Origin of the sequence: Methylorubrum sp. POS3 (genome assembly GCF_043352485.1) — a bacterium.
Taxonomy (GTDB): Bacteria; Pseudomonadota; Alphaproteobacteria; order Rhizobiales; family Beijerinckiaceae; genus Methylobacterium; species Methylobacterium suomiense.
This window is the reverse complement of the sequence record NZ_JAPRBT010000043.1, coordinates 13,726-35,130: the sequence shown is the minus strand read 5'-3', so window position 1 is coordinate 35,130 and position 21,405 is coordinate 13,726. Positions and strand designations below refer to the sequence as shown.

The 21,405-nt window shown below is 68.9% G+C and carries 15 protein-coding genes; 3 read left to right on the top strand and 12 right to left on the bottom strand.

All coding sequences use genetic code 11. The features are described from left to right. The 4 genes from OWC43_RS23590 to OWC43_RS23575 all read right to left on the bottom strand — a co-directional run. On the bottom strand, positions 1-484 hold a 484-nt coding region (locus OWC43_RS23590), incomplete at its 3' end, for a phage portal protein (RefSeq protein WP_393958726.1). Position 485: 1 nt separating this feature from the next. Further along, the gene (locus OWC43_RS23585; protein WP_393958724.1) at positions 486-740 is read right to left on the bottom strand and encodes a phage head-tail joining protein; all 255 of its coding nucleotides are present in this window, start codon (positions 738-740) and stop codon (positions 486-488) included. Beyond that, positions 740-2,830: a phage terminase large subunit family protein gene (locus OWC43_RS23580; RefSeq protein WP_393958722.1), complete on the bottom strand. Its 2,091-nt coding sequence runs from the start codon at positions 2,828-2,830 to the stop codon at positions 740-742. Before OWC43_RS23580 ends, OWC43_RS23585 begins: the two co-directional genes overlap by 1 nt. Continuing rightward, a complete protein-coding gene (locus tag OWC43_RS23575) occupies positions 2,760-3,437 on the bottom strand; it encodes a hypothetical protein (protein WP_393958720.1) in 678 nt (225 codons plus the stop codon). The genes OWC43_RS23580 and OWC43_RS23575 overlap by 71 nt, the downstream gene beginning before the upstream one ends. 532 nt (positions 3,438-3,969) lie before the next feature. Here OWC43_RS23575 and OWC43_RS23570 point away from each other — a divergent pair. After that, on the top strand, positions 3,970-4,413 hold the full coding sequence (locus OWC43_RS23570; RefSeq protein ID WP_393958718.1) for a translation initiation factor 2: 444 nt from the start codon (positions 3,970-3,972) through the stop codon (positions 4,411-4,413). 39 nt (positions 4,414-4,452) lie between these two features. On the opposite strand, the gene OWC43_RS23565 is transcribed toward OWC43_RS23570, so the two are convergent. The 6 genes from OWC43_RS23565 to OWC43_RS23540 all read right to left on the bottom strand — a co-directional run bounded on the left by OWC43_RS23565 (position 4,453) and on the right by OWC43_RS23540 (position 14,302). Further along, a complete protein-coding gene (locus OWC43_RS23565; RefSeq protein WP_393958717.1) occupies positions 4,453-4,887 on the bottom strand; it encodes a hypothetical protein in 435 nt (144 codons plus the stop codon). Next, on the bottom strand, positions 4,884-5,102 hold the full coding sequence (locus tag OWC43_RS23560; protein ID WP_393958716.1) for a hypothetical protein: 219 nt from the start codon (positions 5,100-5,102) through the stop codon (positions 4,884-4,886). Before OWC43_RS23560 ends, OWC43_RS23565 begins: the two co-directional genes overlap by 4 nt. A gap of 17 nt (positions 5,103-5,119) precedes the next feature. Then, positions 5,120-6,073, bottom strand: a complete 954-nt coding sequence (locus tag OWC43_RS23555) for a site-specific integrase (protein ID WP_393958715.1) — start codon at positions 6,071-6,073, stop codon at positions 5,120-5,122. Between the two features lie 317 nt (positions 6,074-6,390). Beyond that, on the bottom strand, positions 6,391-6,708 hold the full coding sequence (locus tag OWC43_RS23550) for a hypothetical protein (RefSeq protein WP_393958714.1): 318 nt from the start codon (positions 6,706-6,708) through the stop codon (positions 6,391-6,393). 732 nt (positions 6,709-7,440) lie between these two features. After that, positions 7,441-11,229: a CHASE domain-containing protein gene (locus tag OWC43_RS23545; RefSeq protein ID WP_393958712.1), complete on the bottom strand. Its 3,789-nt coding sequence runs from the start codon at positions 11,227-11,229 to the stop codon at positions 7,441-7,443. A gap of 511 nt (positions 11,230-11,740) precedes the next feature. Next, a complete protein-coding gene (locus tag OWC43_RS23540; protein ID WP_393958710.1) occupies positions 11,741-14,302 on the bottom strand; it encodes an HWE histidine kinase domain-containing protein in 2,562 nt (853 codons plus the stop codon). A gap of 274 nt (positions 14,303-14,576) precedes the next feature. On the opposite strand from OWC43_RS23540, the gene OWC43_RS23535 reads away from it, so the two are divergent. Together OWC43_RS23535 and OWC43_RS23530 are read left to right on the top strand one after the other, a co-directional pair. Continuing rightward, positions 14,577-15,671, top strand: coding sequence for a PAS domain-containing protein (locus OWC43_RS23535; protein WP_393958709.1), 1,095 nt, complete (start codon positions 14,577-14,579; stop codon positions 15,669-15,671). A gap of 239 nt (positions 15,672-15,910) precedes the next feature. Beyond that, entirely contained in the window at positions 15,911-16,072 is a 162-nt protein-coding gene (locus OWC43_RS23530) for a hypothetical protein (protein WP_393958707.1), read from the top strand. Positions 16,073-16,907: 835 nt separating this feature from the next. Here OWC43_RS23530 and OWC43_RS23525 read toward each other — a convergent pair. Together OWC43_RS23525 and OWC43_RS23520 are read right to left on the bottom strand one after the other, a co-directional pair. Then, on the bottom strand, positions 16,908-20,375 hold the full coding sequence (locus tag OWC43_RS23525; protein ID WP_393958705.1) for a CheR family methyltransferase: 3,468 nt from the start codon (positions 20,373-20,375) through the stop codon (positions 16,908-16,910). Further along, positions 20,356-20,928, bottom strand: coding sequence for a PAS domain-containing protein (locus OWC43_RS23520; protein WP_393958704.1), 573 nt, complete (start codon positions 20,926-20,928; stop codon positions 20,356-20,358). Before OWC43_RS23520 ends, OWC43_RS23525 begins: the two co-directional genes overlap by 20 nt. Between the last annotated feature and the right edge of the window lie 477 nt (positions 20,929-21,405).

The following is a 21,405-nucleotide window of genomic DNA, read 5'->3' as shown; positions in this document are numbered from 1 at the left end:
TGCCGGTGACCGCGATCGCCTGCAGGCCGTAGAAGTCGTGCGCCCCGACCGAGTCCGCCTCGTCGGTCCAGGCCAGGAAAAGACGCTGCAGCGTGTCTCGGAACGCCGCGTCCTCGGCCTTGATCCGCTTGGCGTCTTCCGGGCTCAGTCCGTCGACCGAGCGCGCCGCGATCGAGCGCGGGACGATGCCGGTGCCGACGATGTTGTCGACGAGCCGGTCGATGGCCGCCCCGGCATAGGGGTTCTTGCGCGCCTGATCGCGCGACTTTCGCCGCAGCTCATCGAGCGCGTAGGTGATCGCGGCATTCGGCCCCCATGCACCGACGCGCCAGGACCGCGAGCGGCGCCCGCTGCCGCCAGCCGCATCGTAGGCCGAGGCCTCGACCGCGCCGCCGCCGTCGCCACTGAGCCCCGAGGCGGCGAGGCTGTCGGCATAGAGGCCGGTGCCCTTGATCCGGGCGCGGGTGCGGAAGGCGGCTGTCACGCTAGAACCCGCTGGTGCCGATCAGGACGATGCGCCGAGCCCGCCGGCGCGGCATCACGCCGGTGGCGGCGGCCTCGGCCTCGCGGATCCGGCGCAGCAGATCGGAGCGGGCCGCGCGCATCTCGCCGTAGCTCCGGTAGGTCACCCGGCCGGTATCCGGCCCCTCGACGGTGAGCACGCCGCTGGCCATCGCCTTATCGAGGGCAGCGAGCTGACGGCGCAGCAGCGTCGCGGTCTGATCGGGCGTCTCGCTCATCACCACCTCGCCGGCCCCTTGCGGGCCACGCTGCGTCGGATCTTGCGTTTCATCGTCCTGGCGGCGATCGAGCCCGCGACCACGGGCACGGCTGGGGCCTCGGTCACGGCCACCGGTGCGACAGTCGCCCGCTCGATGCCGAGGACGGCCTCGAGGCTGCGCCACTGGGTCTCGCGCCAGCGGTCCCAGCCCCGCATCGCCGCGAGCCCGCGGGCATAGTTCGCGCAGTCGAGCCACTCGTTGCGCCGGCCGCCGATCGGCACCCATTCGCGCCGGGTCTTCCCGCGGCTCAGGCTCACCACCAGCTCCTCGGCGGTGAGCTGCTGAACGCCATCCTCGGACACGTCGCGCGGCAGGTGGATGAAGCCCGCCGGGAACACCGTACCGGCAGCGGGGCGCTGCAGGCCGAGGCAGCTCATCATCTCCTGCTTGGCGAGCGAGACGCCGATCCGGACCGTCTTCAGCCCGCGCCGGAGCTTCTTGCCCCGTGGGTTCGCGTCCTTCGAGCCGAGGCCGAGGAAGATGTTCGAGTAGCTGTCCTGGCCATCGATGGCGTGGACGTTGCCGCGGCCGGCCTGGGACCGGACGAAGGCGTAGACCACGTCGGTGAAAGCGCTCGAGTCGATGCCCCAATCCCGAACCGCTATCTCGGCGCCGCTGGCGTGCTCCCAGGTCTCGTCGAACATCAGCGCCAGTTCGGCCCAGACCGTCCCGCGGCCGGTGTCGCCGGTCAGCACCCGGTGCTCGACGAGCCAGCGTTCACGGTTGCGCCCGAAGCCCCACACCGAGACCTCGAGGCGGTCCTTCTGCACGTCGACCCCAGCGAACAGGATCAGCGCGCCGGGCGGGACCGTGCCGGAGAGGTAGTCGTCTCGCCGGGCGTAGACGTCCTTCCATTCGGGCGCGTCGACGCCCTCTTTCCAGGTGCGCGCCAGCTGGGTGTTGAAGAAGGTTCGCAACGCCTCCGGCCCCCGTCGCAGCGCGCGCGCGAACTTGGCGACCGTCTCCTTGATCGTCTGCTTCGGGGCGTAGAGTTTGGAGGCCTGCCCGCCCGCATGCTGGTTCGACACCGCCTGCGCCCCGCAGCAGCGGCACAGCGCCCGCCGGACGCCGTGCGCCAGCGGCGCCCATTGCTCCGGAACCTGCTTCTCGCCGCAGCAGGTGAATGCCCGGGTCTGGCGCCACTCGATCCGCTTCAGCGCGGTGAGGCGCTGCGCCTCGGTCCAGGGCTTCTCGCAGGCGACGCATTCGTAACGAGCGCTGGCGACGACGATCCTGCCATCCTCGTCCTTGTCGAACTTGACCCCTTCCCACTCCATCGACTGCCACGTCGCGCAGTGAGGGCAGCAGACGAAGGCCTTCCGCTGGTCGCTCTCTTCGTAGCTCGCCTCGATCGCCGAGCGACCGGAGACGGTGGGCGAGCAGGCCAGCACGGTAAGGCTGTTGGCCTTGAACTCGGCCTGCCGTTCCTCGGCGAGGTCGATCGGCGGGCCCTCGCCGCCAGCGGATAGCGGGTACTTGTCGATCTCGTCGCAGACGAGCAGCCGGATCGGCCGCATCGCCAGATTGGTCGGGCTGTTCGCCCCGACCAGGGTGATGTGCCCACCCGGGAACTGCTTATGCGTCAGGGTCGCGCCGGCATCGCGTGCCTTGGCCTCGCCGAACAACTCGAGGAGCTTCTTCGAGTCCCGGATCATCGGCGCGAGCCGGTCCTTCGAGAAGGTCTCGGCCGCGTCGTCCTTCGGCAGCACCGCCAGGATCGGGCACGGATCGAGGTGAATGAACCGGCCGAGGACGTTCTCGATGACGGTGGTCTTCAGCAGCTGGGTGCACGCCATCAGCGTGATCTTGCTGACGCCGGGCTCGGTCGCCCACAGCATCGGCCCGCGCGCGACCTCGACCTTCGCGGTGATGAACTTGCCCCCGTTCGAGGACTCCTTGCTGAGCTTGCGGAACGCTTCGGCCCACTGCACCACATCGAGGTTCGGCGGCGGGGTCAGGCCGCGCCGCCACGAACGCCTAAGACTGTCGGTGTCGCGATAGCTCGAGGTCGGAGGGCTCGCCGAGCTCGGCGAGGAACCGGTTGACATAGCTGCTCAGGACCTGGGTCAGCTCGCGGGCGTCGATCGTGAGTTCATCGGCCATCTCGATCGACACGCGCGCCGGCCACGCGATCAGGGCATCCCGGAAGGCCCGCCCCTCGTCGAAGAACGCCGCCTCGGCGGCGGCGCGATCGACGAGCGCTCCCTGCTTCGTCTCGTGATCCTGCTTGCGCAGCAGGCCGAGGTAGTTCTCCTTGCGCTGGGCCGCGAGGTTCAGCGGGAGGTTCGGGTTGTCCGGGTCGAACTCGGCGGGATCGATGCCCAGCCCGTCACCTGGATTGATCGGGCGCGGCGCAGGGCGCACCGGGGCTGCGCCGTCGGGCTTCGCCAATGTGGCTCTGGACCGAGCATCCCGGTGGGTGGCGTTGTTGCCATCCGCTGCCCGGATCGGGCGGTGGGTGGTGCCGCCGCGATAGCTCGCTGGCCGCTGATCGAGTGCCCATTCCGTGGCTTCGACGGCGACCTTTCCGTCCTCGGTCAGGACGAGGAGGCCCTGGCCCTTCCACTTTGTGACGACCGCCTTCGAGACACCACGGTGCCGGGCGAACTCGGCCTGGCCCATGGTGCGGGAAGAGCGTTCACTCGGCGCGTTCACCGTTCACCGTTCACGGGTTTTCGGACCCTGGCGCTAGGAAACCTCCGGGCTTCGCCCACCCGTATAATTTCCCGAACGGCAGGGTCCCTGACGGCCCTGGCGGCGGGTCAGTCCCCACCGCCTCCACCACTACTGCTGTCGCTCGACGAGCACGACGACCCGCTGTCGGAGGAGGACGGCGAGCCTGCGCAGGTATCAGGGGGCGTGTAGTCCGACCCGCCATAAAGTGGTGAGATCGGGGAGAGCGGGCTCAGCAACATGCCTGATGGCGAGGCTGGGTTCATGGGGCTGTCGTCCCACGACGACCGAGACGGGGCAGGCGTGCCGACGAGGCGAGCGCGGCTGAGGCGGTTCTCGTGCTCCTCGCGGCGTTGGCGCTCTTCCTCTCGACGCTTGCGCTTAAAAATGTCGAACATGGCAACCTCGCAACATTCCACAGCGACGTTCGCAACCTAGCATTTTCCCGCATTGCTCGGTGCTGAAGTCTGTAGCATGAAACATTCGGCGCCAACGTTCGCGCCTGGGGGGCGTCATGAGGGTTTCGACATTTGTCGCCGCAGCTACTGTTGCGGTGAGCGTCAGTGCATGTGGGAGCATCACTCGCGGCACAACTGAGAAAATGGCGTTTCTTACCGAACCGTCCGGCGCCCAAATGACGACAACCAAGGGCTATGCTTGCCCTGCAACACCCTGCTCTATGGAAGTCGATCGATCTGATGAGTTCGACGTCACTTTCACCAAGCCTGGTTTCCAGCCGCAGGTGATTCCGGTGCGGACAAAGATCGCCGGGACGGGAGCTGTGGGCTTCGCAGGGAATGTTATAGCCGGCGGCGTGATCGGCATGGGTGTCGATGCCGCTACTGGCGCCGCCCTCGACCACACCCCCAACCCCGTCAACGCCACGCTGGTGCCGGATGTTCTGCCGAGCGCACAGGTGCGGAGCCGCAAGGCTCGCCGGAGTGAGGTGGGGATGTAGAGGAAGGAGCCTCGGCGCCCACCTCTATCCAAAGCATGATCAGCTTACGCCCAGGCAACGGTCTGCGGACGGAGCCTCGCGGAGATCTTCGATAGCTGCGAAGTGCTCCGCCGGTGTGTCGGCGAGGCGGTAGACATGCAGCTCGGTCGCGCCCTCACGCACCACGTCGGCCTGCCGCTCCTCGACCGCTTCTATGCCACTCACCGCGACGATCGAGGCAACGCCCGCCGTCCGCCGAACCGCGAGTGCCACCAGCAGCCGCGGGTCGGTGGCGCTCGACAGCGCGATCGGCGACGTGTCGAGCGGCTGCACGGTGACCACGTAGCGCCGTCCGGATTGGCCGCGCCAGCACGACAGGCGCACGGCGGCGGTCGATTGCGTCCCCAGCCGCTCCTCGCGGATGTCAGGACGCGGCGCCCGGTCGGCCCGCAGGTCCGAGAGCGCCTGGCGCCAGTCAAGGATGCGTCGGCTCATCGGGCGGGCCGATGCCCCTGGAGGCTCTGCGCCACCCGCGCAAGGACCTCGGCGACGGCGCCCGCGACGGCCTGGCCGAGCGAGCCCGGCGCGGCCTGAGCGGCGAGGCGCTCGAACTCGCGTCGGCGCGCACTGGCACCGTCGAATGTCATCGCCTCGTCATAGGCCAGCACGTCGCGCACGAGCTGCCCGACGACCTCGGTCGCTGGCTTCATCGGGGGATTCCGGGTGGTCAGAGGAAGCCGTCGCCGGCGTGGTGGCGGAACAGCTCGCCGTCCTCGATGTAGCCGAGGGTCGTCTCGAGCTTGGCGTGGCGCATCTGCCGAGCGGTGAGGCGCAGATCCGCCCCCAGGTCGCCGGCGGTGGTGGCAAAGCCGCGCCTTGGTGAGTGCCCGCCGATCAGGCTCGGATCGAGCCCGGCGGCGGCGCAGCGCGCCTTCAGGATCCGGGCGAACTGGCTCGCGCTCAGCCGCTCGGCCGAGAGCCGGCCGCGGTCGCAGCCGCGAAACAGCGCGCCATCAGTGAGACCCGAGGCCTTCAGCCAGGCGTCTAAGGCGGCCGGCACCTTGAGCTTGCCGTCCGGCACCGCGACGGTCTGGCCCTTGCCCTCTTGGTCGGTCTTCGAGCGGCGCAGTCGCACCAGCAGTCCACGTCGGTGGCGCTCGACGTCGTCGACGTCGAGGGCAACCAGCTCCGAGCGCCGGAGCGCGGCGCCGAAGCACAGCAGGATCATCGCCCGGTCGCGGGTCTCGGCCAGCTCCCGGCCACGGATCTTGCGCAAGACCCCAACCAGCAGGTCGGCGGTGAGCGCCTTCTTCTTCGCCGGCGCCCGCCCATGGGTGTTGCGGATGCCGGCCAGGACCTGACGCACGTCCTCCCGCGCCGTCGGGCTGTCATGCCCGGCCATGCGGTGGGCCAAAGCGATCGCGGCGATGCGCAGATCGATCGTTGCGACTGACCGGCCGAGCTCAGCCAGATAGGTCAGGTAGCGAACGACCGTCAGCGCTGAAGCTGGCAACGGTGCGAGGCCGTGCTCGTCGCAGAACCCCGTAAAATCGCGCCAGGCGCCCGCGTAGACCCGCTGTGTCCCGGCCGACCGTGACGCCGCTGCGAGGCTGGCAGCGGCCTCGTCGAGCCGCTGAAGCGACGGAAGAGCAAGTTCACCGCCAGTGAGCAGCGCCGGCACCTTTTCGTGCATCCGCGCGGCCCCCGTTTGGATGCTCGAAAAGGGCCGTTTTCACGCATCCGCCCTCATCGGCATCGAACGCTGTGTGGGCGGCAAATCCAAGATGATTGAGTCCCGCAATCCGGCTGGGGATCAGTCCCCGTTCGCCCCGCCAACGAGCAGCCGGATCATGCGCACCCGCTTGGCCTCGCGAGCGATCGCCAAGACTGCCTTGTCCTCCTCTGAGGCTGGACGCATGCAACACCTCGGCTGCACCGAAGCAACGAAGGGCTCGCAATCCTCAATCGAACGGACGGGGCGATCCGCGTCTCTACGGATCACGTGCCATCCTTCGATCCGCCAGCTGAGTGCGGACTATGCCGTTCGGTTCGTGAGCCACGGTTTGAGGGGAGTTCGACATGACGGCCTGGAATTGAACGGGACACAGACACCAAAACTTGGCCGCGCCCCGTCACGACGGGCGTCGACGGAGCGCTGGCGACGAGGCGGACTACACGAGCAGCGGCGGCGAGGCGTGTGACCAACTCGTCGAGTTCGGCATGGGGCCGTTCGAAATTGCGGTGGCCAAGGCGAATGCGTCGGCCGTCGCGCACGAGCGCGTCCAGCTCATCGGCGACGGCCGAGAGTTCGGTCATGGCAGGATCCGAGTGAGTGGACGCGGCGAATGAGCGCCGAAAACGACAACGCCCCGCGACCGTTACCGGTCCGGGGCGCATGTCTGCATCTTACCAACCATTATCGGATTGACTGGGCAGTCGTCAATCGCGGCGTTCGCTGAACTTCAGCCAGCATTCGTATTTTATAGAAAGCTCCTCACTGCGGAGCCCCCTTTATCGAAATAGAGCTGGAGCGCTTTGGATCGCCGCTTTAGACCCTTTGAAGACCTAGCGGCTGGCCAGATGAGGCGTCTGCTCCGGGCGGAGAAGCGGCCCTCCCCGGGGCAGCCAGGATATCAAGATGTCTTGATCGACACGATTAACCATTCCATGTCGATTGCAGCCATCGGGAGTGTGGGCGCATTCCAAGGCTCAATCCGACAGGTGGTCGCTGACCAGCTTGTTGGTGCTGGCAACGCCGGCGTTCCGCTGACCCGCGCCCACACGTTGCGCAAGACGACCCACTCCTTGCCCTCGGCCCGGAGTTGGTCCGCCGCGCGGAACACCTCCCACCGCCGCGGGTACTGGGCCCGCGCCGGGTCCCCCTTACTCTGCGCCGTCGCCCGCACCTTCCAGAGGCAGTCAGGCTGCGCCGAATACGGTCAAGGAAAGATGTCCCGACGTAGCGCGTCGCGGATGGCGCTACCTTCGGATTTGAGAATCCGCTGTCGCGACATCGACGCAAACGCCGCGACCACGGGGACGGCCGCCTCATCCGAGGCCGCAGGATACCTTGGGACCGACCGGGGACTCCACGTCCGCCAGCATGCGCTCGGTCGCCCTCGCCGAAAGGTCGGCCAGGCGACGCACCCTGCCCAGGACCGCGTCGAACGCGGAAACCCCCTCGGACGACACCCGCGCCTCCCCGAACGCCTCCAGCGCAAGACAGGCGGTCGCCAGCTCGCGGAAGCCAATCATGCCCGCCGCGGAGGCCAGCGAGTGGGCGCGATGGCGAAGCATAGAGCGAACCTCCCCCACGGTGGCGTCCCCCACGAAGCTCGTGTCGAGTTCGCGCACCAGAATGTCCAATACCTCGCGGAGACGGGTCGGCGACAGGAAGCGACGCACCTCGCGGTAGGCGTCCTCGTCGAACCCGACGGGAGGTGACGCCTGGCGGGGCGCCTCGGAGAACGCGGCCTCCCGCGGAAGCCACCGGTCCACGGTCGCATAGAGCACCCCCCGGTCGAACGGCTTGCCGACGTGGTCGTCCATCCCCGCCGCGCGGAAGGCCGCGACCTGCTCCGGCAACACGTTCGCCGTCATGGCGATCACGGGAAGCCGCGATACCGGTCCGGGGAGCGCCCGGATGCGGCGGGTCGCGGTCATCCCGTCCATGCCGGGCATCTGCACGTCCATCAGCACCATGTCGAAGGCCCGATCCCGGACCGCGTCGATGGCCGCCTGCCCGTCCCCGACCGTCTCGACCACGTGCCCGGCCGCACCGAGCACCGCCAGGGCGAGCTCCCGATTGATTGCGGAATCGTCGACCAGCAGCAGGCGTCCCGTCCGGCGGGGCGCCGCGGCGAGGACCGGCGCAGCCACCTCGGCCGGCGCGGAGGCCCGTGGCATGCGCACGGTGAACCAAAAGGTCGAGCCGCCGCCGTCGACCGAGGAGACGCCGATCTCGCCGCCCATGAGTTCGACGAGATGCCGGCAGATGGCTAGGCCGAGCCCGGTGCCGCCAAAATCGCGCTGGATCGAGCCGTCCACTTGGCTGAAGCGCTGGAACAGCCGGTTCTGCCGGTCCTTCGGGATGCCGATGCCGGTGTCGATGACCCGGAAGCGAAGGCGGTCGGCGCCCGAGCTACCTTCCTCCGGCGCCACGTCGAGCGTGACCGACCCCGCCGCCGTGAACTTCACCGCGTTGTTGAGCAGGTTGAACAGAACCTGCCGCAGGCGGTTCTCGTCGCCCTTGAGCCAGCGCGGCAAGGCCGGGTCCATCCGAAGCCGGAGCTCCAGGCCCTTGGCGTCGGCCGGGCCTCGGACGATAGAGACGCAGTTGTCGATGAGGGCGAGCAGCGGGAACGGCGCCTCGACCAACTCGATGGCCCCGGCCTCCACCTTGGAGAAATCGAGGATGTCGTTGACGACCGTCAGGAGCGCATTGCCCGAGGATCGGACGAGCTCAGCCTGACGGCGGTTGCCCGGATCGAGCCGGCCCGAGGCCAGCATCAGGTCGGTGAAGCCGATGACCGCGTTGAGCGGCGTGCGGATCTCGTGGCTCATCGAGGCCAGGAAGTCGGTCTTGGCCCGGCTCGCCCGCTCGGCCTCCGCCCGCGCCGCCTCCGCCACCGCCTTGGCCTCGGACAGCGCGATCTCCGCCACCTTGCGGGCGGTGGTATCCAACGTCAGGCCGATCACCCGGGCCGTCCGCCCCTCGGCGTCCGCCTCGACCCGGCCGATGGCGGTGATCCAGCGCATGCCGCCGTCGGCCAGCGGCACCCGGAACTCGGTGGTGTAGCCGCCGCCGGTCTCGACGGCGCCCGCGAGGTCGGCCAGCACGCGGGGCACGTCGTCGCGGTGGGCGAGCGGCTTCCACTCGGCCTCGACGTCGAGCTCAGTCTCGCGTTCCGGCAGGCCGTGCTGGCGGGCGCACTCGGACGAGAACAGGACCCGGCCCGTCGCGACCTCGTAGTTCCAGGTTCCGGCCTGGGCCGCCTTCATCTCGGCCTCGTGGCGGTAGCGCTCGCTCAGGTCCAGGGCGATGCCGAGGATGCCGAGTTCCTGCCCGTCGTCGGCGCGCAGGAGACTGACGTTAAGCAGCACCGGCAGGCGCTCGCCGCCCTTGGTGACGTAGGTCCATTCCCTCGGATCGGACCGGCCCGAGCGCGCCTTGGCGACGAACACCTCGAAGCCGGGCCGCACGACCCGTCCGAGTTCCCGTGACAGGCTCACGGCACGCCGTTCGACCTCGGCCGGGTCGTGGAAGACGGCGGGCGTCGCCCGGCCGACCAGTTCATCGGCGCCGTAGCCCAGCATCCGCTCGGCGGCGGGGTTGAACAGGGTCACGATGCCCTGCATGTCGGTGGCGATGACGGCGTAACCGGCATTGGCGAGGATGGCCTTCTGCAGCGCCGAGCCTGCCCGGAGCGCCTCGGTCCGTTCCGCGACCTGCCGTTCGAGCGAGGCGTTGGCCTCGCGAATGCGCTCCTCCGCGGCCGCCTGCTCGGAAACGTCGCGCGTGACCGCCGCCACGCCGGCTACCGTGCCGTCGGGCGCACGGATCGGGGAGGCGGTCACCTGCACCGGGAAGACCGTGCCGTCCTTGCGCATCCTGAGGGTCGTGAAGGTCGGCACGGCCTCGCCCCGGCGGATGCGCAGGAGGACATCGCGCTCCTGTTCCTGGAGGTGCCCGGGGACGATGAGGTCTTCCGCCTTCCTGCCGATGGCCTCGGCTGCGGGACGACCGAACAGCCGCTCCGCCCCCGGGTTCCAGTCGGTGACGACGCCGTCGGGGGACTTGCCGACGATGGCGTCGTCCGCGTTCTCGACGATGGCCGCCAGCCGTCCCTTCTCGACCGCCGCCAGCACCTCGCGGCGCTGACCGGCCAGGCGCAGGTAGACGAGGCCCGCGAGCAGCAGCGTGCCCGTGCCGACGATGGCGGCCACGGTCGCTGGGCGGACGAGGTTCAGCCCAGCGACGAAGGCGGGACGGGCCGCCACGTCGACGAGCCAAGTCCGTCCGTAGATCGAGAGCCGCCGGGTGGCGGTGAGCCCGTCCGTCGGGGTCCCGGCCTGCTCGCGGTCCCCGTAGAAGCGCGTGGCCGTCGCCTCCATGTCGCGGATGCCGACGTCGAGGGCGGGGGAATCGAGGTCCACGCCGGCGAGCACCTCGTCGATGACGAGCGGCGCGTAGGTCCATCCCCACGTCGCCGACCGGCGCTCCTCCGCGGTGCCGGCGGGTGCACCGGCACGCGTGACCGGCAGGAACAGCAGGAAGCCGCGTTCCTTCATCCCTGAGGCCTGGACGAGGGTGATAGGCGCCGTCAGCGTCGCGCGGCCGGTCTCCATGGCCTGCAGCGCGCCCGCGCGCCGATCCTCCTCCGAGGCGACGTCGAGGCCAACGGCCTCGCGATTGCGCGCCATGGGCTCGATGTACTGGATGACGTAGCGCTCGCTGTCATGCGGCCGGAGCTGCCGGATGCGGAAGTCCGGCGCGCCGTCCCGTCTCGCCGCCTCCGAAAACGCCTCCTGGCTCGCGGCTGGCACGCGCCGGATCAGCCCGAAGCCTCGTGCACCCGGAAATTCCGTGTCGACGTCGCGTGTCCGGGAGTAGCGGCCGAAGCTCTCGCGTGTGATGGCGTCCTCGCCCGCGACGATCACGGCGCCACGGGCTCCGCGGGTACCGTACTCATAGAGGGCCATGCGTCCCTCGATGAGCGACGCCACCCGGTTTGCCGCCACCTCGAATCGCTCGGCCTTGGTGCGCGCGTTCCATACCTCCGCCCACTGGGCCGCCCCGAGCGCCGCGAGCAGCCCCAAGACCAAGACCGACAGCACAGCGACGTATGGTGCGGGACATTTCACGGCTCGGTCGAAGGCCGACCGTCGCCCGCGAACGGGCCTTCCCTCCGGCTCGCTCGCGCCTGTCCCGTTCCGACGCATCCCCGCCCCCCGACCCGCACACACCGATGCTCGGTAACTCGTGTCCGCCGATCCCCCGGATCACCCTGCGGCCACCCCGAAGCCCCAAATCCCCGGATGCCGCTCCCGCGGCGTGGCCCTGGCGGGGGTCGAGGCCGGGAAGATCGGGCCAGGCTTTGCGGCCGGCTCAACGATCGCCTCGAACCCACACCACATGCACGTGGCCGGGTGCGCCGGCTTGCGTGCATTGAACTGGGAACAGAGGGGGCAGAGGATCAGCACAGTCCCCTTCGCCGTCAGCGCTGCGTGACCGCGACCGCCGAACGTCTCGCACTCCCCGGTCACCTGCCGGATGTCCTTGCGCGTCCACATCCCCGTCCGCTCCATCGCGAGGTTCGACATCCCGGTCGGTTGCCGGGCCGGGCTTTCAGTGGCCGAAGGCGCGCCGCAGCGCCTGGGCGTCGTAGGGTTTCCGCACCACGGGGACGTGGCGCAGCCCGTCCGGGAGGCGAAGCTGCTCGCCGTAGCCGGTGGCGAACGCGAACGGCGTCCCGCGTTCCCGGAGCCGTTCCGCGACGGGCAGGCTCGTCTCCGTTCCGAGGTTCATGTCGAGCAGCGCGAAGTCGGGATCGCGTGTCTCGACGATACGCAGGGCGTCCCGCACCGAGGCCGCCGTCTCCACCGCCCGCGCGCCGAGCCCGAGCAGCATCTCCTCGCCTTCGAGGGCGATGATCATGTTGTCCTCGACCAACAGGACGGTTCCGCGCAGGACGAGGCCCGCCGCCTTGATGTCCTCGTTGGCGTTGGCCGCCTCCGGCGCGGCCAGCGCGGCCGGCGCCTCATGGACGAACGCCGCGGGCACGACGAAGCGCGCCTCGACGCCGGCGGGCTCGTAGCGAATTCCCGCCTCGCCCTTGAGCTCGTAGGGGACCGAACGCTCTACGATGACGCTGCCGAAGCCGCGCCGCGTCGGGGGCCGGACCGGCGGGCCCCCGGCCTCGGCCCAGTCCATGACGAGGGCCCCGTCACCCGTCCGCGCCAGGGACACGTCGACACGCCCCCGGCTGTCGGCCAGCGCGCCGTACTTGGCCGAGTTCGTCGTCATCTCGTGGATGACGAGCGCCATCGTCGACATCGCCTGGGGTTCGAGGAGGACGTCCTCCCCGGCGACGTGCACGCGGCAGGCCTTGTCGGAGAGGTAGGCCTCGGCTTCGAGCCTGATCAGGTCCCTGAGCGAGCCCGGCGTCCAGTTCATCGCGGTGATCTGGTCGTGCGCCCGGGCGAGCGCCTGGATGCGTCCCCCGACCACCGCGGCGAACTCCTCCGCCGTCGTCGCCTGCCCCCTGCTCTGACCGACCACGCCGCGGATCAGGTTGAGGATGTTGCGGACGCGGTGGTTCAGTTCCGCGATCAGCACCTCCTGCCGCTCCTGCGCCGCCCTCCGCTCCTTCTCCGAGCTGTCGGTTAGGCGCAGGACGACTTCGAGCAGCGTCACCCGGAGTGCCTCGGCGACGCGTAGGTCGGACGCGCCCCAGGGCGTGGCGGTCCCGCGCACCCGCTCCTGCCAGGCGGCGAAGCTCTTGCGCGGCGACAGGCGCCAACCATCGTCGGACAGGGTCAGCGCCTTCTCCGGCTGGCCCGCCCAGGTCACGGTCCGCGCGACCTCGCGCCGGAAGAACAGCAGGTAGTCCCGCGGCTCGCGGGAGACCGGGATGGCGAGGACGCCGGAGGCCTGGTCGGCGAAGGCCGTCGCCGGCTCGTAGGCTCCGCCCAAGGCATGCGTGGCGTAGACCCGGCTCGTCGCCGTGCGGTTGAGGAAGCGCGTCAGTCCGGGCAGGTCCCGCATGTCGGGCGTGATGCCCTCGCAGGCCACGCGCCCCTCGACGCACAGGGCGATACCGTCGCACGCCACGACCCCCCTCATCTCGCCGAGATAATCCTCGAAGTCGGCGACGGACGCGTCGCGCGAGGCGATGGCCCCCATGAGCCGGTTGTGCAGCTCGCGTGCGCGCGCATCGGCGGCACGCTCGACCTCCCGCTCCCGTCCCTCCAGGGCCCACGAGTACATCTGGCCGAACAGCTCGGCCGAGGAGCGCCGCGCCATCGACAGATGGCGTGGCTCGCCATTGTGGCAGGCGAGCAGGCCCCACAACCTGCCGTCGCGCAGGATCGACACCGACATCGACGCCGCCACGCCCATGTTCCTGAGGTACTCGATGTGGACGGGCGAGACGGCCCGGAGGGCGGCGAGCGAGAGATCCAGGGGTCGCCCGTGCGGGTCGAGCGTCGGATGCACGGGCGAGACCTCGGCATCCACGTCGGCGATGAGGCGGATGGGATTGCGCTCGTAGAGCCGGCGCGCCTGCTGCGGGATGTCCGAGGCCGGGTAGCGCAGCCCGAGATAGCTCTCCAGGCCCGCCCGCGCCGACTCAGCGACGACCTCCCCCGAGCCGTCCTCCGCGAAGCGGTACACCATGGCGCGGTCGAAGCCGGTCAGCACGCGCATCTGCCGGACCGCCTCGCGATGGAAGGCGTCGACTCCATCTGTCAGCTGGAGGCGGGCGAACAGGGTGCGCACGAGCTCGCCCGTATCGAGTTCCTCGGCGACGTGCGGCTCCGCCTCGACCAGGAAGCCCTCACCGCCGCGGTGCAGGGCGACATCGAACAGCGCCCCGCCGCCGAGGAGGTCGAGACCGAAGACGCGCTCAACCTGGTCGGGTCCGCGCAGGGTCTGGAGCCTGCCGCGCAGGACGTGGAGCGCCTCGAGGCCCAGGATCTCGGTGGCCGGCATGCCGAGCACCTCGACGGGGGACCGCCCAACATGGCCCTCCAGGCTCCCGGACGCATGGGAGACGATCCAGTCGCTCGACAGGGCGAGCAGGAAGCCGAAGGGCTGGACCGAGCCCAGGGCATGGATCGGCTCGCGGTCGCAGGCCGACACGTCGACACGGGAAGGGCGGTGTTCAACCGCGGCGGTCCGCTCGGCCATGGGGTCCGTCCTCGCTGGGAGTTCGCGGACGGCACGGCCCCGTCCGGCGGTCAAGACTTGACGTAATTTGCGTCACGATGCCCACTTGGCGGCGGAAAAGCTGCCCTCATGACAGATATATGACTATATCGTTGCCACAATGACCGCAAGTGGGTAAATTTTACCAACCTGCAACCCTGTCAAGGCCTTGCGCTCCGCTGCGTTCGTGAGTAAAAATCCGTCACGCCTTATTCGAGGAGAAGCCGCGATGGCTCCCGTGAAGGGAGACGGGACGATGACCGCCAGGAACGGGGCGTCCAGGCAGAACCGCCAGCACCCGGGCTGGCCACCCTGCGAGGTGGCGTCGCTCGTCGAGGACGCCGGTTGGGTCGGCGTCTGGGTGCTGGGTCCGGACGGGCACCGGGTGCGGGGGTCGTCCGCCTTCAACGCGCTCTTCGGCCTCGCCGACGGGCGCGACCATGCTTGGGAGGATCTCGCCTCCTCGGTCCATCCCGGGGACCGGACGTCGTTCCGCGAGATGGAGGCGTCCCTCCGCAACGGTCTGTCGGCGGAGTGCGAGGTGCGCTCCCCCCGCGGCGACGGGTCCTGCGCCTGGATCGAGTTGCGGGCGGTCAACCCGCGCTTCGACGGGACCGCGGCCTTCGGCGCCATCGGCATCGCGCGCGACGTCACGCTGCGCCACATGAACCAGCGCTCGGACCTTACCGGCCAGGCCCGCCTCGCCGCCCTGATCGAGGCCACCGCGGCGGTGGTCTGGACGGTCAGCCCGGACGGCCAGGCACTCGACATGCCCCAGTGGCTCACGCTGACGGGGCAGTCGCACGAGGACGTGCAGGGGCGGGGCTGGATCGACGCCATCCATCCGGACGACCGCGGCCGGGTCGAGGCCGCCTGGGCCACAGCCGTCGCGCACCAGGCGTCGTACAACACCGATTACCGCGTCCTGTGCGCTGACGGCGTCTACCGCTGGTACAACGCCCGCGGCATCCCGATCCTCGACCCCGACGGCGAGATCCGCGAATGGGTCGGGGTCTGCCTCGCGGTGCCCGGCCGCAATCGCTACCTCCCGGCCTCGCCGCCCGCGCCGCCCCCCGTGGCGCCTGCGACCGACAACCCCGACCGCGAGATCACCGCCGCCCAGGTGCGCGGCGCCCGCAGCATGCTCAACTGGTCCGCCGGCGAGCTGGCGCGCCGTTCGGGCGTCTCGGCCTCGACCATCCAGCGGCTCGAAACCGACGACCGGCCGAACGTCCCGCGCCCGGACAACCTCGCGGCCATACGGGCGACGCTCGAGGCGGGCGGCATCGAATTCACCTTCGAGCCCGACGCGATGCCCGGCGTCCGTCCGGTTCGTAACGCTCGCCGTTAACGACGAACGGGCGTTCCGCGCCGACGTTGTCCCTTCGCAACATGACCGGGACGGCGCGGCGTGAGGACGTTCCTCGCCAACCGTGGGTCCCGGCGCGAGGGAATTGCGAGGGCATCCGGACGGGGACAGGTTCGCCATCCCCCAAGGAGACGCTGTCATGAAACACGCGGGCGAGCACCCCACCGACTGATCGCCGAAGTGCCGTCGCGTGACGAGCCTCAGCAACCCGCGAGGCTCAGATGCCAACTAGAATCCTTGGGTCGAGCTACCACCACTTCGGCCACCGGGCCATCCTCGACGAGCGGATGTCCACTCGCCGCCCATTCGCCTCCATCGAGGAGCACGACGAGACGCTGATTGCGCGCCGGGCGCAGCGGCCCTCGTCCCGCGGTTCGAAGTAACGACCGTGGAAGATGCGGACGTCATCTTCTTCTTGAGCGTGCCCGGCGTAAGCGGCTCCTTGTGCAGGGTGGCGCCGCGGACCGTCACAGCCCCGAGTCGCGGCAGGATCTCCGATGGCGTCAGGGGACCCCTTTCAGCGAGGAGGTCGGCTATCTCCTGCATGACGCGGTCCCAGAACTCCTCGGCGCGGAAACGGTCGAGTTGGTTCTCGAATTTCACCAAACGCGCTTGGACGCACATGGCGTCGGCCTCAGCAGTCTTGGCCCGCGCGGTGAGCGCGGTGTTCCCAGCCTGAGGATGTCGTGACCGCTGGGCGTCTCGCCATATGCGTCTGATCTCACTCTGTGAGCAGACCGTCGCAGGACCGAACGCGAAGGTCGGCTATTGGCGCGAAGTCGTCGTTCGACAGGGGATGCCGAAAAACGACTCCCAACTGGTTGCGGACCTTCAGCTGATGCGCCTTAGACATCCATTTGGGTCCGAGAGCTACGCTGGCAGCCGACTAATCTAAGGTGGAGCTACTGAAACATTTGGATGCATGAAAAGCGCGGTTTTCGTGCATCCGCTCACACGGTTTGATGGCAATACAAACGGCTGACCCGCGGTGGTCTTAGCTCCTGTTTCCAGCAAGAGATAAGTCCGCCTTGGCTGGCTGCGATGAGCCAGGAGCCGATATTTAGTCGGCAAGCGCCGAACCGCCGCTTACGACCCTTAGCCGACCCAGGCAACGTCTGCTCCCCGGCGATGCATTGTCTGAAGAATTCATTGCTCGCAGTTTTTTACAGTGGACAAGATCCAAATTAATCTCAACTCCTGTGATTGCGGAATTTCAATTCAATCAGAGAGAGGTGCCGGACCGGGTAGGACAAAAGTGAGCTGGTATCCGCTTTCGTCGAGGTTGCGCTCGACGGTGGCGTGGAGCTGCTGCAGCGACATCTCGATCAGCAATGAGCCAAAGCCGCGCCCGTCTTTCACCGCGGTACGCCGCGTCATCCGCTCGACCCATTGCAGGGTCAGCCCCTCGGACCGGTACTCCCAGGTCACGTCGAGCCGGCCGTCCGCGGCGCCCAGCGCCCCGTACTTCACGGAATTGGTCGCGCATTCGTGCAGGATCATGGCGAGCGAGGAGACGTAGCGCCAGTCGAGCGTCACCGGCGGGCCCTCGATCACGGTGGGGATGTGGTCGTGGTAGGGCTGGAGCGTCGCGGCGACCAGGCTGGTGAGGTCGCTCATGCCCTGGTCGGTGGTGTGGTCGGCCAGCGAATGAGCCCGGCCGAGGGCGGCGATGCGGTCGCGCATGTCGCGGGCGAAGGTCGCCACGTCTCGCTGCGCGCGGGCGCCCGCCGTGATCATCCCGCCGATGATCGCGAACAAATTCTTCACCCGATGGTTCATCTCGCGAAGCATCAGATCGCGGGTCTCTGTCAGGGCGTGCTCGGGCGACACGTCGATGGATACCCCAACGATTCGTGCTGGCGCGCTGCCGATGATCGGCCGCCCGTAACTACGAACGTAGCGGGTGGCGTGCCCCTGCCCACGGACGCGCAGGCGCGCCTCGAAGTCGCCCCGGCCGCGGGCGGCCTGGGCGAAGGCGTCCCGCACCTCCCGGCGATCCTCGGAGGGCAGGCGCGCGGCGAGATCCGCCAGCGGATGACGGCCTTCTTTCGCGAGGTCGAGCATGGCGGCGGCGGTGGCATCGACCACGATGGCGTCGTCGTCGGGGCAGTATTCCCAGATGCCGATCCCGCCGGCCTTGATCGCGAGGTCGAGGCGCTCGCGCTCGGCGGCGAGCTGGCGCTCCAGCGAGAGCGCCTCGGTGATGTCGGTCAGGACCAGGGTGGCGCCGTCGACGCTGGCGCTCTGGAGGCGGTAGGGCAGCACCCGCAGCGATAGGGTGCGCGCGCCGTCGCGGGTCACGACCCGCCGTTGGATCGCCGCGCCGCCGGCACACACTGCGCGTGCGTCGGCGAGGTAGTCCGAGCCTTCGAGCCGGGTCGCCACGTCGGCGAGCGGGCGCCCGCGGTCGCCGGGCTGGAGCGGGAAGATCGCGGTGGCCGAACCGGTGAAGCTGCGGATACGCAGATCGCGGTCGAGCACCACCACGGCGAGGTCGGTCGACTCGAAGAAGTTGCGCAGGTCGGCGTTGGCGACGGTGAGCTGGTCGATCTTGATCTTCAGCTCGTCGTTGACCGTGGTCAGCTCCTCGTTGGTCGATTGAAGCTCCTCGTTCATCGACATCATTTCTTCGTTGGAGCTCTTCAGCTCCTCGTTGGCCGTCTCCAACTCCTCGACGGCCGAGCGCAGCTTGTAGCGGGTGCGCAGCAGCTCCTCTTCCAACGCCTCGACATGGTCGCCGCCCGCATCCATCTCGACGAGGTCGGGATCGCTCGACGGGCGGAACGCGCCCGCGTCGCGCAGCACCAAGAGCATGGTGGCATCGGGCATCGGATCGCAGACGAGTTCGATCTGCTGGACGCCGTATTCGGACACCACCTCGACGTCGCGCACGACGACGCGTTTGCGGGCGTCGCGGGTCCGACGCAGCAGCGGGCCGATGACGTCGCGCAGGCCCGGGCGCGCCAGGGTGATGGCGCTGGTGCCGCCGGTGCGGGTCACGGGGAAGTCGAAGTAGCGGCTCAGTCGTCCGTAGGCGGCGACGATGGCGCCGTCCTCGTTCAGGACCATGCTGGGCGGCGCGTAGCGTTCCAGCATGCGCCGAGCGGCGGCCGTCTCGTCGGCGACCGGCGTGGCCTTTCGACCGTCGTCGCCGCGGCGCGCCTCGCTTCGGCGGGCGTGGCCGGGCAGATCGATCGGGTATTTCGGCTGGCCCGGCGGGCGCTCGAACAGGCGGGCGTGCTGGTCGAGCGGCGGAAACAGCTGCTCGAACCGGCTGACGCTCTCGGAGGGACCGAGGAACAGGTAGCCCCCCGGCCGCACCGCGTAGTGGAAAAGCGGCAGCACCGATTGCTGCAAGCGGTCATCGAAGTAGATCAGTAGATTGCGGCACGACAGGAGGTCGATGCGCGAGAACGGTGGGTCCTTTACCAGGCTGTGGCTGGAGAAGCGGATGAGGTCGCGGATCTCCGCCGCGACCGTGAAGCGCTCGGCGTGGGGTACGACGTAGCGCTCGCGTAAATGCGCCGGGATGTCGGCCAAAGCGGCTGCCGGATAGGTCGCCTCGCGGGCGATCTGGAGCATGCGCTCGTCGATGTCGGTGGCAAAGATCTGGACCGCAAGCGGCAGGTCGAGGCGGCGCGCCGCGTCGGCGAACAGCATGGCGATGGAGTAGGCCTCCTCGCCGCTCGAACAGCCCGGCACCCAGACCCGGATGTCCTCGTCCGGATCGCGGTCGCGCAACAGCGGCTCGATCGCCCGTTCGCGCAGGACCTCGAACATCTCCGCGTCGCGGAAGAAGCGGGTGACGTTGATGAGCAGGTCGCGAAACAGCGCGTCGCACTCGGACTTGTCGGCGCGGATGCGGGCGAGGTAGGCGCGGCCCGCATCGATGCCGAGCACGTGCATGCGCCGCTCGACCCGGCGGATCAGGGTGGTGCGCTTGTAGCCGGAGAAGTCGTGCCCGACTGCGCTGCGGAGCACCCGGCACAGGTCGTCCACGTGGTCGGCGAGCAGTTCTTCGCGCTCGTCGAGCGGGTCCGAGCCGCGGCGGCGGAAGAAAGCCGCGAGGCAGTTCACGATCTCGCCCGGCGGCTGGACGAAATCGACGAGGCCGGTGCCCACCGCAGAGACCGGCATGCCGTCGTAGCGCGCCGTGTCCGGCTGCTGCACGACGCAGACGCCGCCGTGTTCCTTCACCGCCCGCAGGCCGGTGGTGCCGTCCGCACCCGTGCCGGACAAAATCACGCAAGCCGCGTTCGCCTGCTGATCGACGGCGAGCGACAGGAAGAAGTCGTCGATGGGCCGGCGCAGCCCGCGCGGCTGCACGAACTCGGTGAGTTCGAGTACGCCCTGCTGGATGGCGAGGCCGCGGCCGGGCGGGATGATGTAGACGGTGTCACCCTCGATGCGCTCGCTGCCCTCGCATTGCAGCACCTTGAGATCGGTGTGCCGGTCGAGGAGTTGCGCCAGCATGCTCTCGTGGTTGGGATCGAGATGCTGAACGATGACGAAGGCCATGCCGGTCGGCGCCTGGGCGCGCGACAGCATCTCCCGCAAAGCCTCCAGGCCGCCCGCCGAGGCGCCGATCCCAACGACGGGACCGGCGAAGCCGGGCGGGGATGCGCCCGCTCCGCTGCGCGCCTCGGGCGCCTCGGCCCGGGCGATGTCAGGGAAATCCGGTTCCATCGAGATCCGCGAGGGTCAGCTTGGCTTGGGCGACGGTGGCGACGGTGTTGGCAATCGCCTTCAGCGACCCTTCGAGGACGATCCCGCTCTCGGCTAGCGAGGGACGCAAACGGGACAGCGTCCGGCTCAGTTCCGCATCATAGGCAGCGAGCAGCTCGGGTTGCGAGCGGCTGACGTCGAATTGAGATGCGAAAAGAAAGCGCACCTCCCCCGACAGCGCCCGCAGCTTCGACATGAAGAGCAGGTTGACGAAGGGGCGCCCGTCCTTGCGGACGTTGAGGATGGTGGTACGCACCGCATTCACACCGTCGCCTTCGAGGAAGGCGTGGATCTTCTCGCGCGCCTCTGAATTCTCGGCGTCGCCCTGCAACAGGCGGCAATTCCGCCCGATCACCTCCGGGGCGTCGTAGCCCGTCAGCTTGTGGAACGGCTCGTTGACGAGGAGCAAGGGGTTGTCGTCGCCTACATCGGCGAGTGCCAGCGCGATATGCGCCTGCTCAAAGTAGCGTTTGAGCTCTTCCGGAACGGCCGGGGAGGAATATTGCGCCTGCACGATAGATCCTTCGCCGCCTGCCGTACCATCCCCGCGCCCCTGTGACCGTCGTCGGCGACACGCGGGGCTAACATAGGAGCAACGTTGCTGAAACCGTGCCCATTCGGTTCGAGATGGTCGAAACGTCGCCAGCTTCCACCCTCGAGCTGCACCGACCCGCTCCTCGCCGAAACGTGAAGGAGAGCCATGGGCCGGTCCAGGCCTCGTGGACCGATTCGCTGTTTGCAGAATTCAGGGGTTGTCGCTGCAGCGTGGGCTGAAGACGTGCGCGAATAACCTTGATGGTTTTTGGATGGCACCGCGCTAATTTTGGGGTGCTGCGAAACAGGCGATGGGAGCTGAAAAGTCAGTAAGTTGAAGCGTACATATTCAAGAGGGCAAAGGATCAAACGCCGCAATCTTTAGAGAGGGTCGCAGAACGTCCGTTTCGAGCCGAAGGGCCAGGGGCCGCTCCCCACCCGTTGCGGACCTTTGGCT

Excerpts from the sequence above, each read along its gene's own strand:
- OWC43_RS23530 (WP_393958707.1), top strand. The coding sequence starts at position 15,911 with ATGCCAACTAGAATCCTTGGGTCGAGCTACCACCACTTCGGCCACCGG.
- OWC43_RS23570 (WP_393958718.1), top strand. The coding sequence starts at position 3,970 with ATGAGGGTTTCGACATTTGTCGCCGCAGCTACTGTTGCGGTGAGCGTC.
- OWC43_RS23525 (WP_393958705.1), bottom strand. The coding sequence starts at position 20,375 with ATGGAACCGGATTTCCCTGACATCGCCCGGGCCGAGGCGCCCGAGGCG.
- OWC43_RS23580 (WP_393958722.1), bottom strand. The coding sequence starts at position 2,830 with ATGTCAACCGGTTCCTCGCCGAGCTCGGCGAGCCCTCCGACCTCGAGC.
- OWC43_RS23585 (WP_393958724.1), bottom strand. The coding sequence starts at position 740 with ATGAGCGAGACGCCCGATCAGACCGCGACGCTGCTGCGCCGTCAGCTC.
- OWC43_RS23550 (WP_393958714.1), bottom strand. The coding sequence starts at position 6,708 with ATGACCGAACTCTCGGCCGTCGCCGATGAGCTGGACGCGCTCGTGCGC.
- OWC43_RS23565 (WP_393958717.1), bottom strand. The coding sequence starts at position 4,887 with ATGAGCCGACGCATCCTTGACTGGCGCCAGGCGCTCTCGGACCTGCGG.
- OWC43_RS23540 (WP_393958710.1), bottom strand. The coding sequence starts at position 14,302 with ATGGCCGAGCGGACCGCCGCGGTTGAACACCGCCCTTCCCGTGTCGAC.
- OWC43_RS23560 (WP_393958716.1), bottom strand. The coding sequence starts at position 5,102 with ATGAAGCCAGCGACCGAGGTCGTCGGGCAGCTCGTGCGCGACGTGCTG.
- OWC43_RS23535 (WP_393958709.1), top strand. The coding sequence starts at position 14,577 with ATGACCGCCAGGAACGGGGCGTCCAGGCAGAACCGCCAGCACCCGGGC.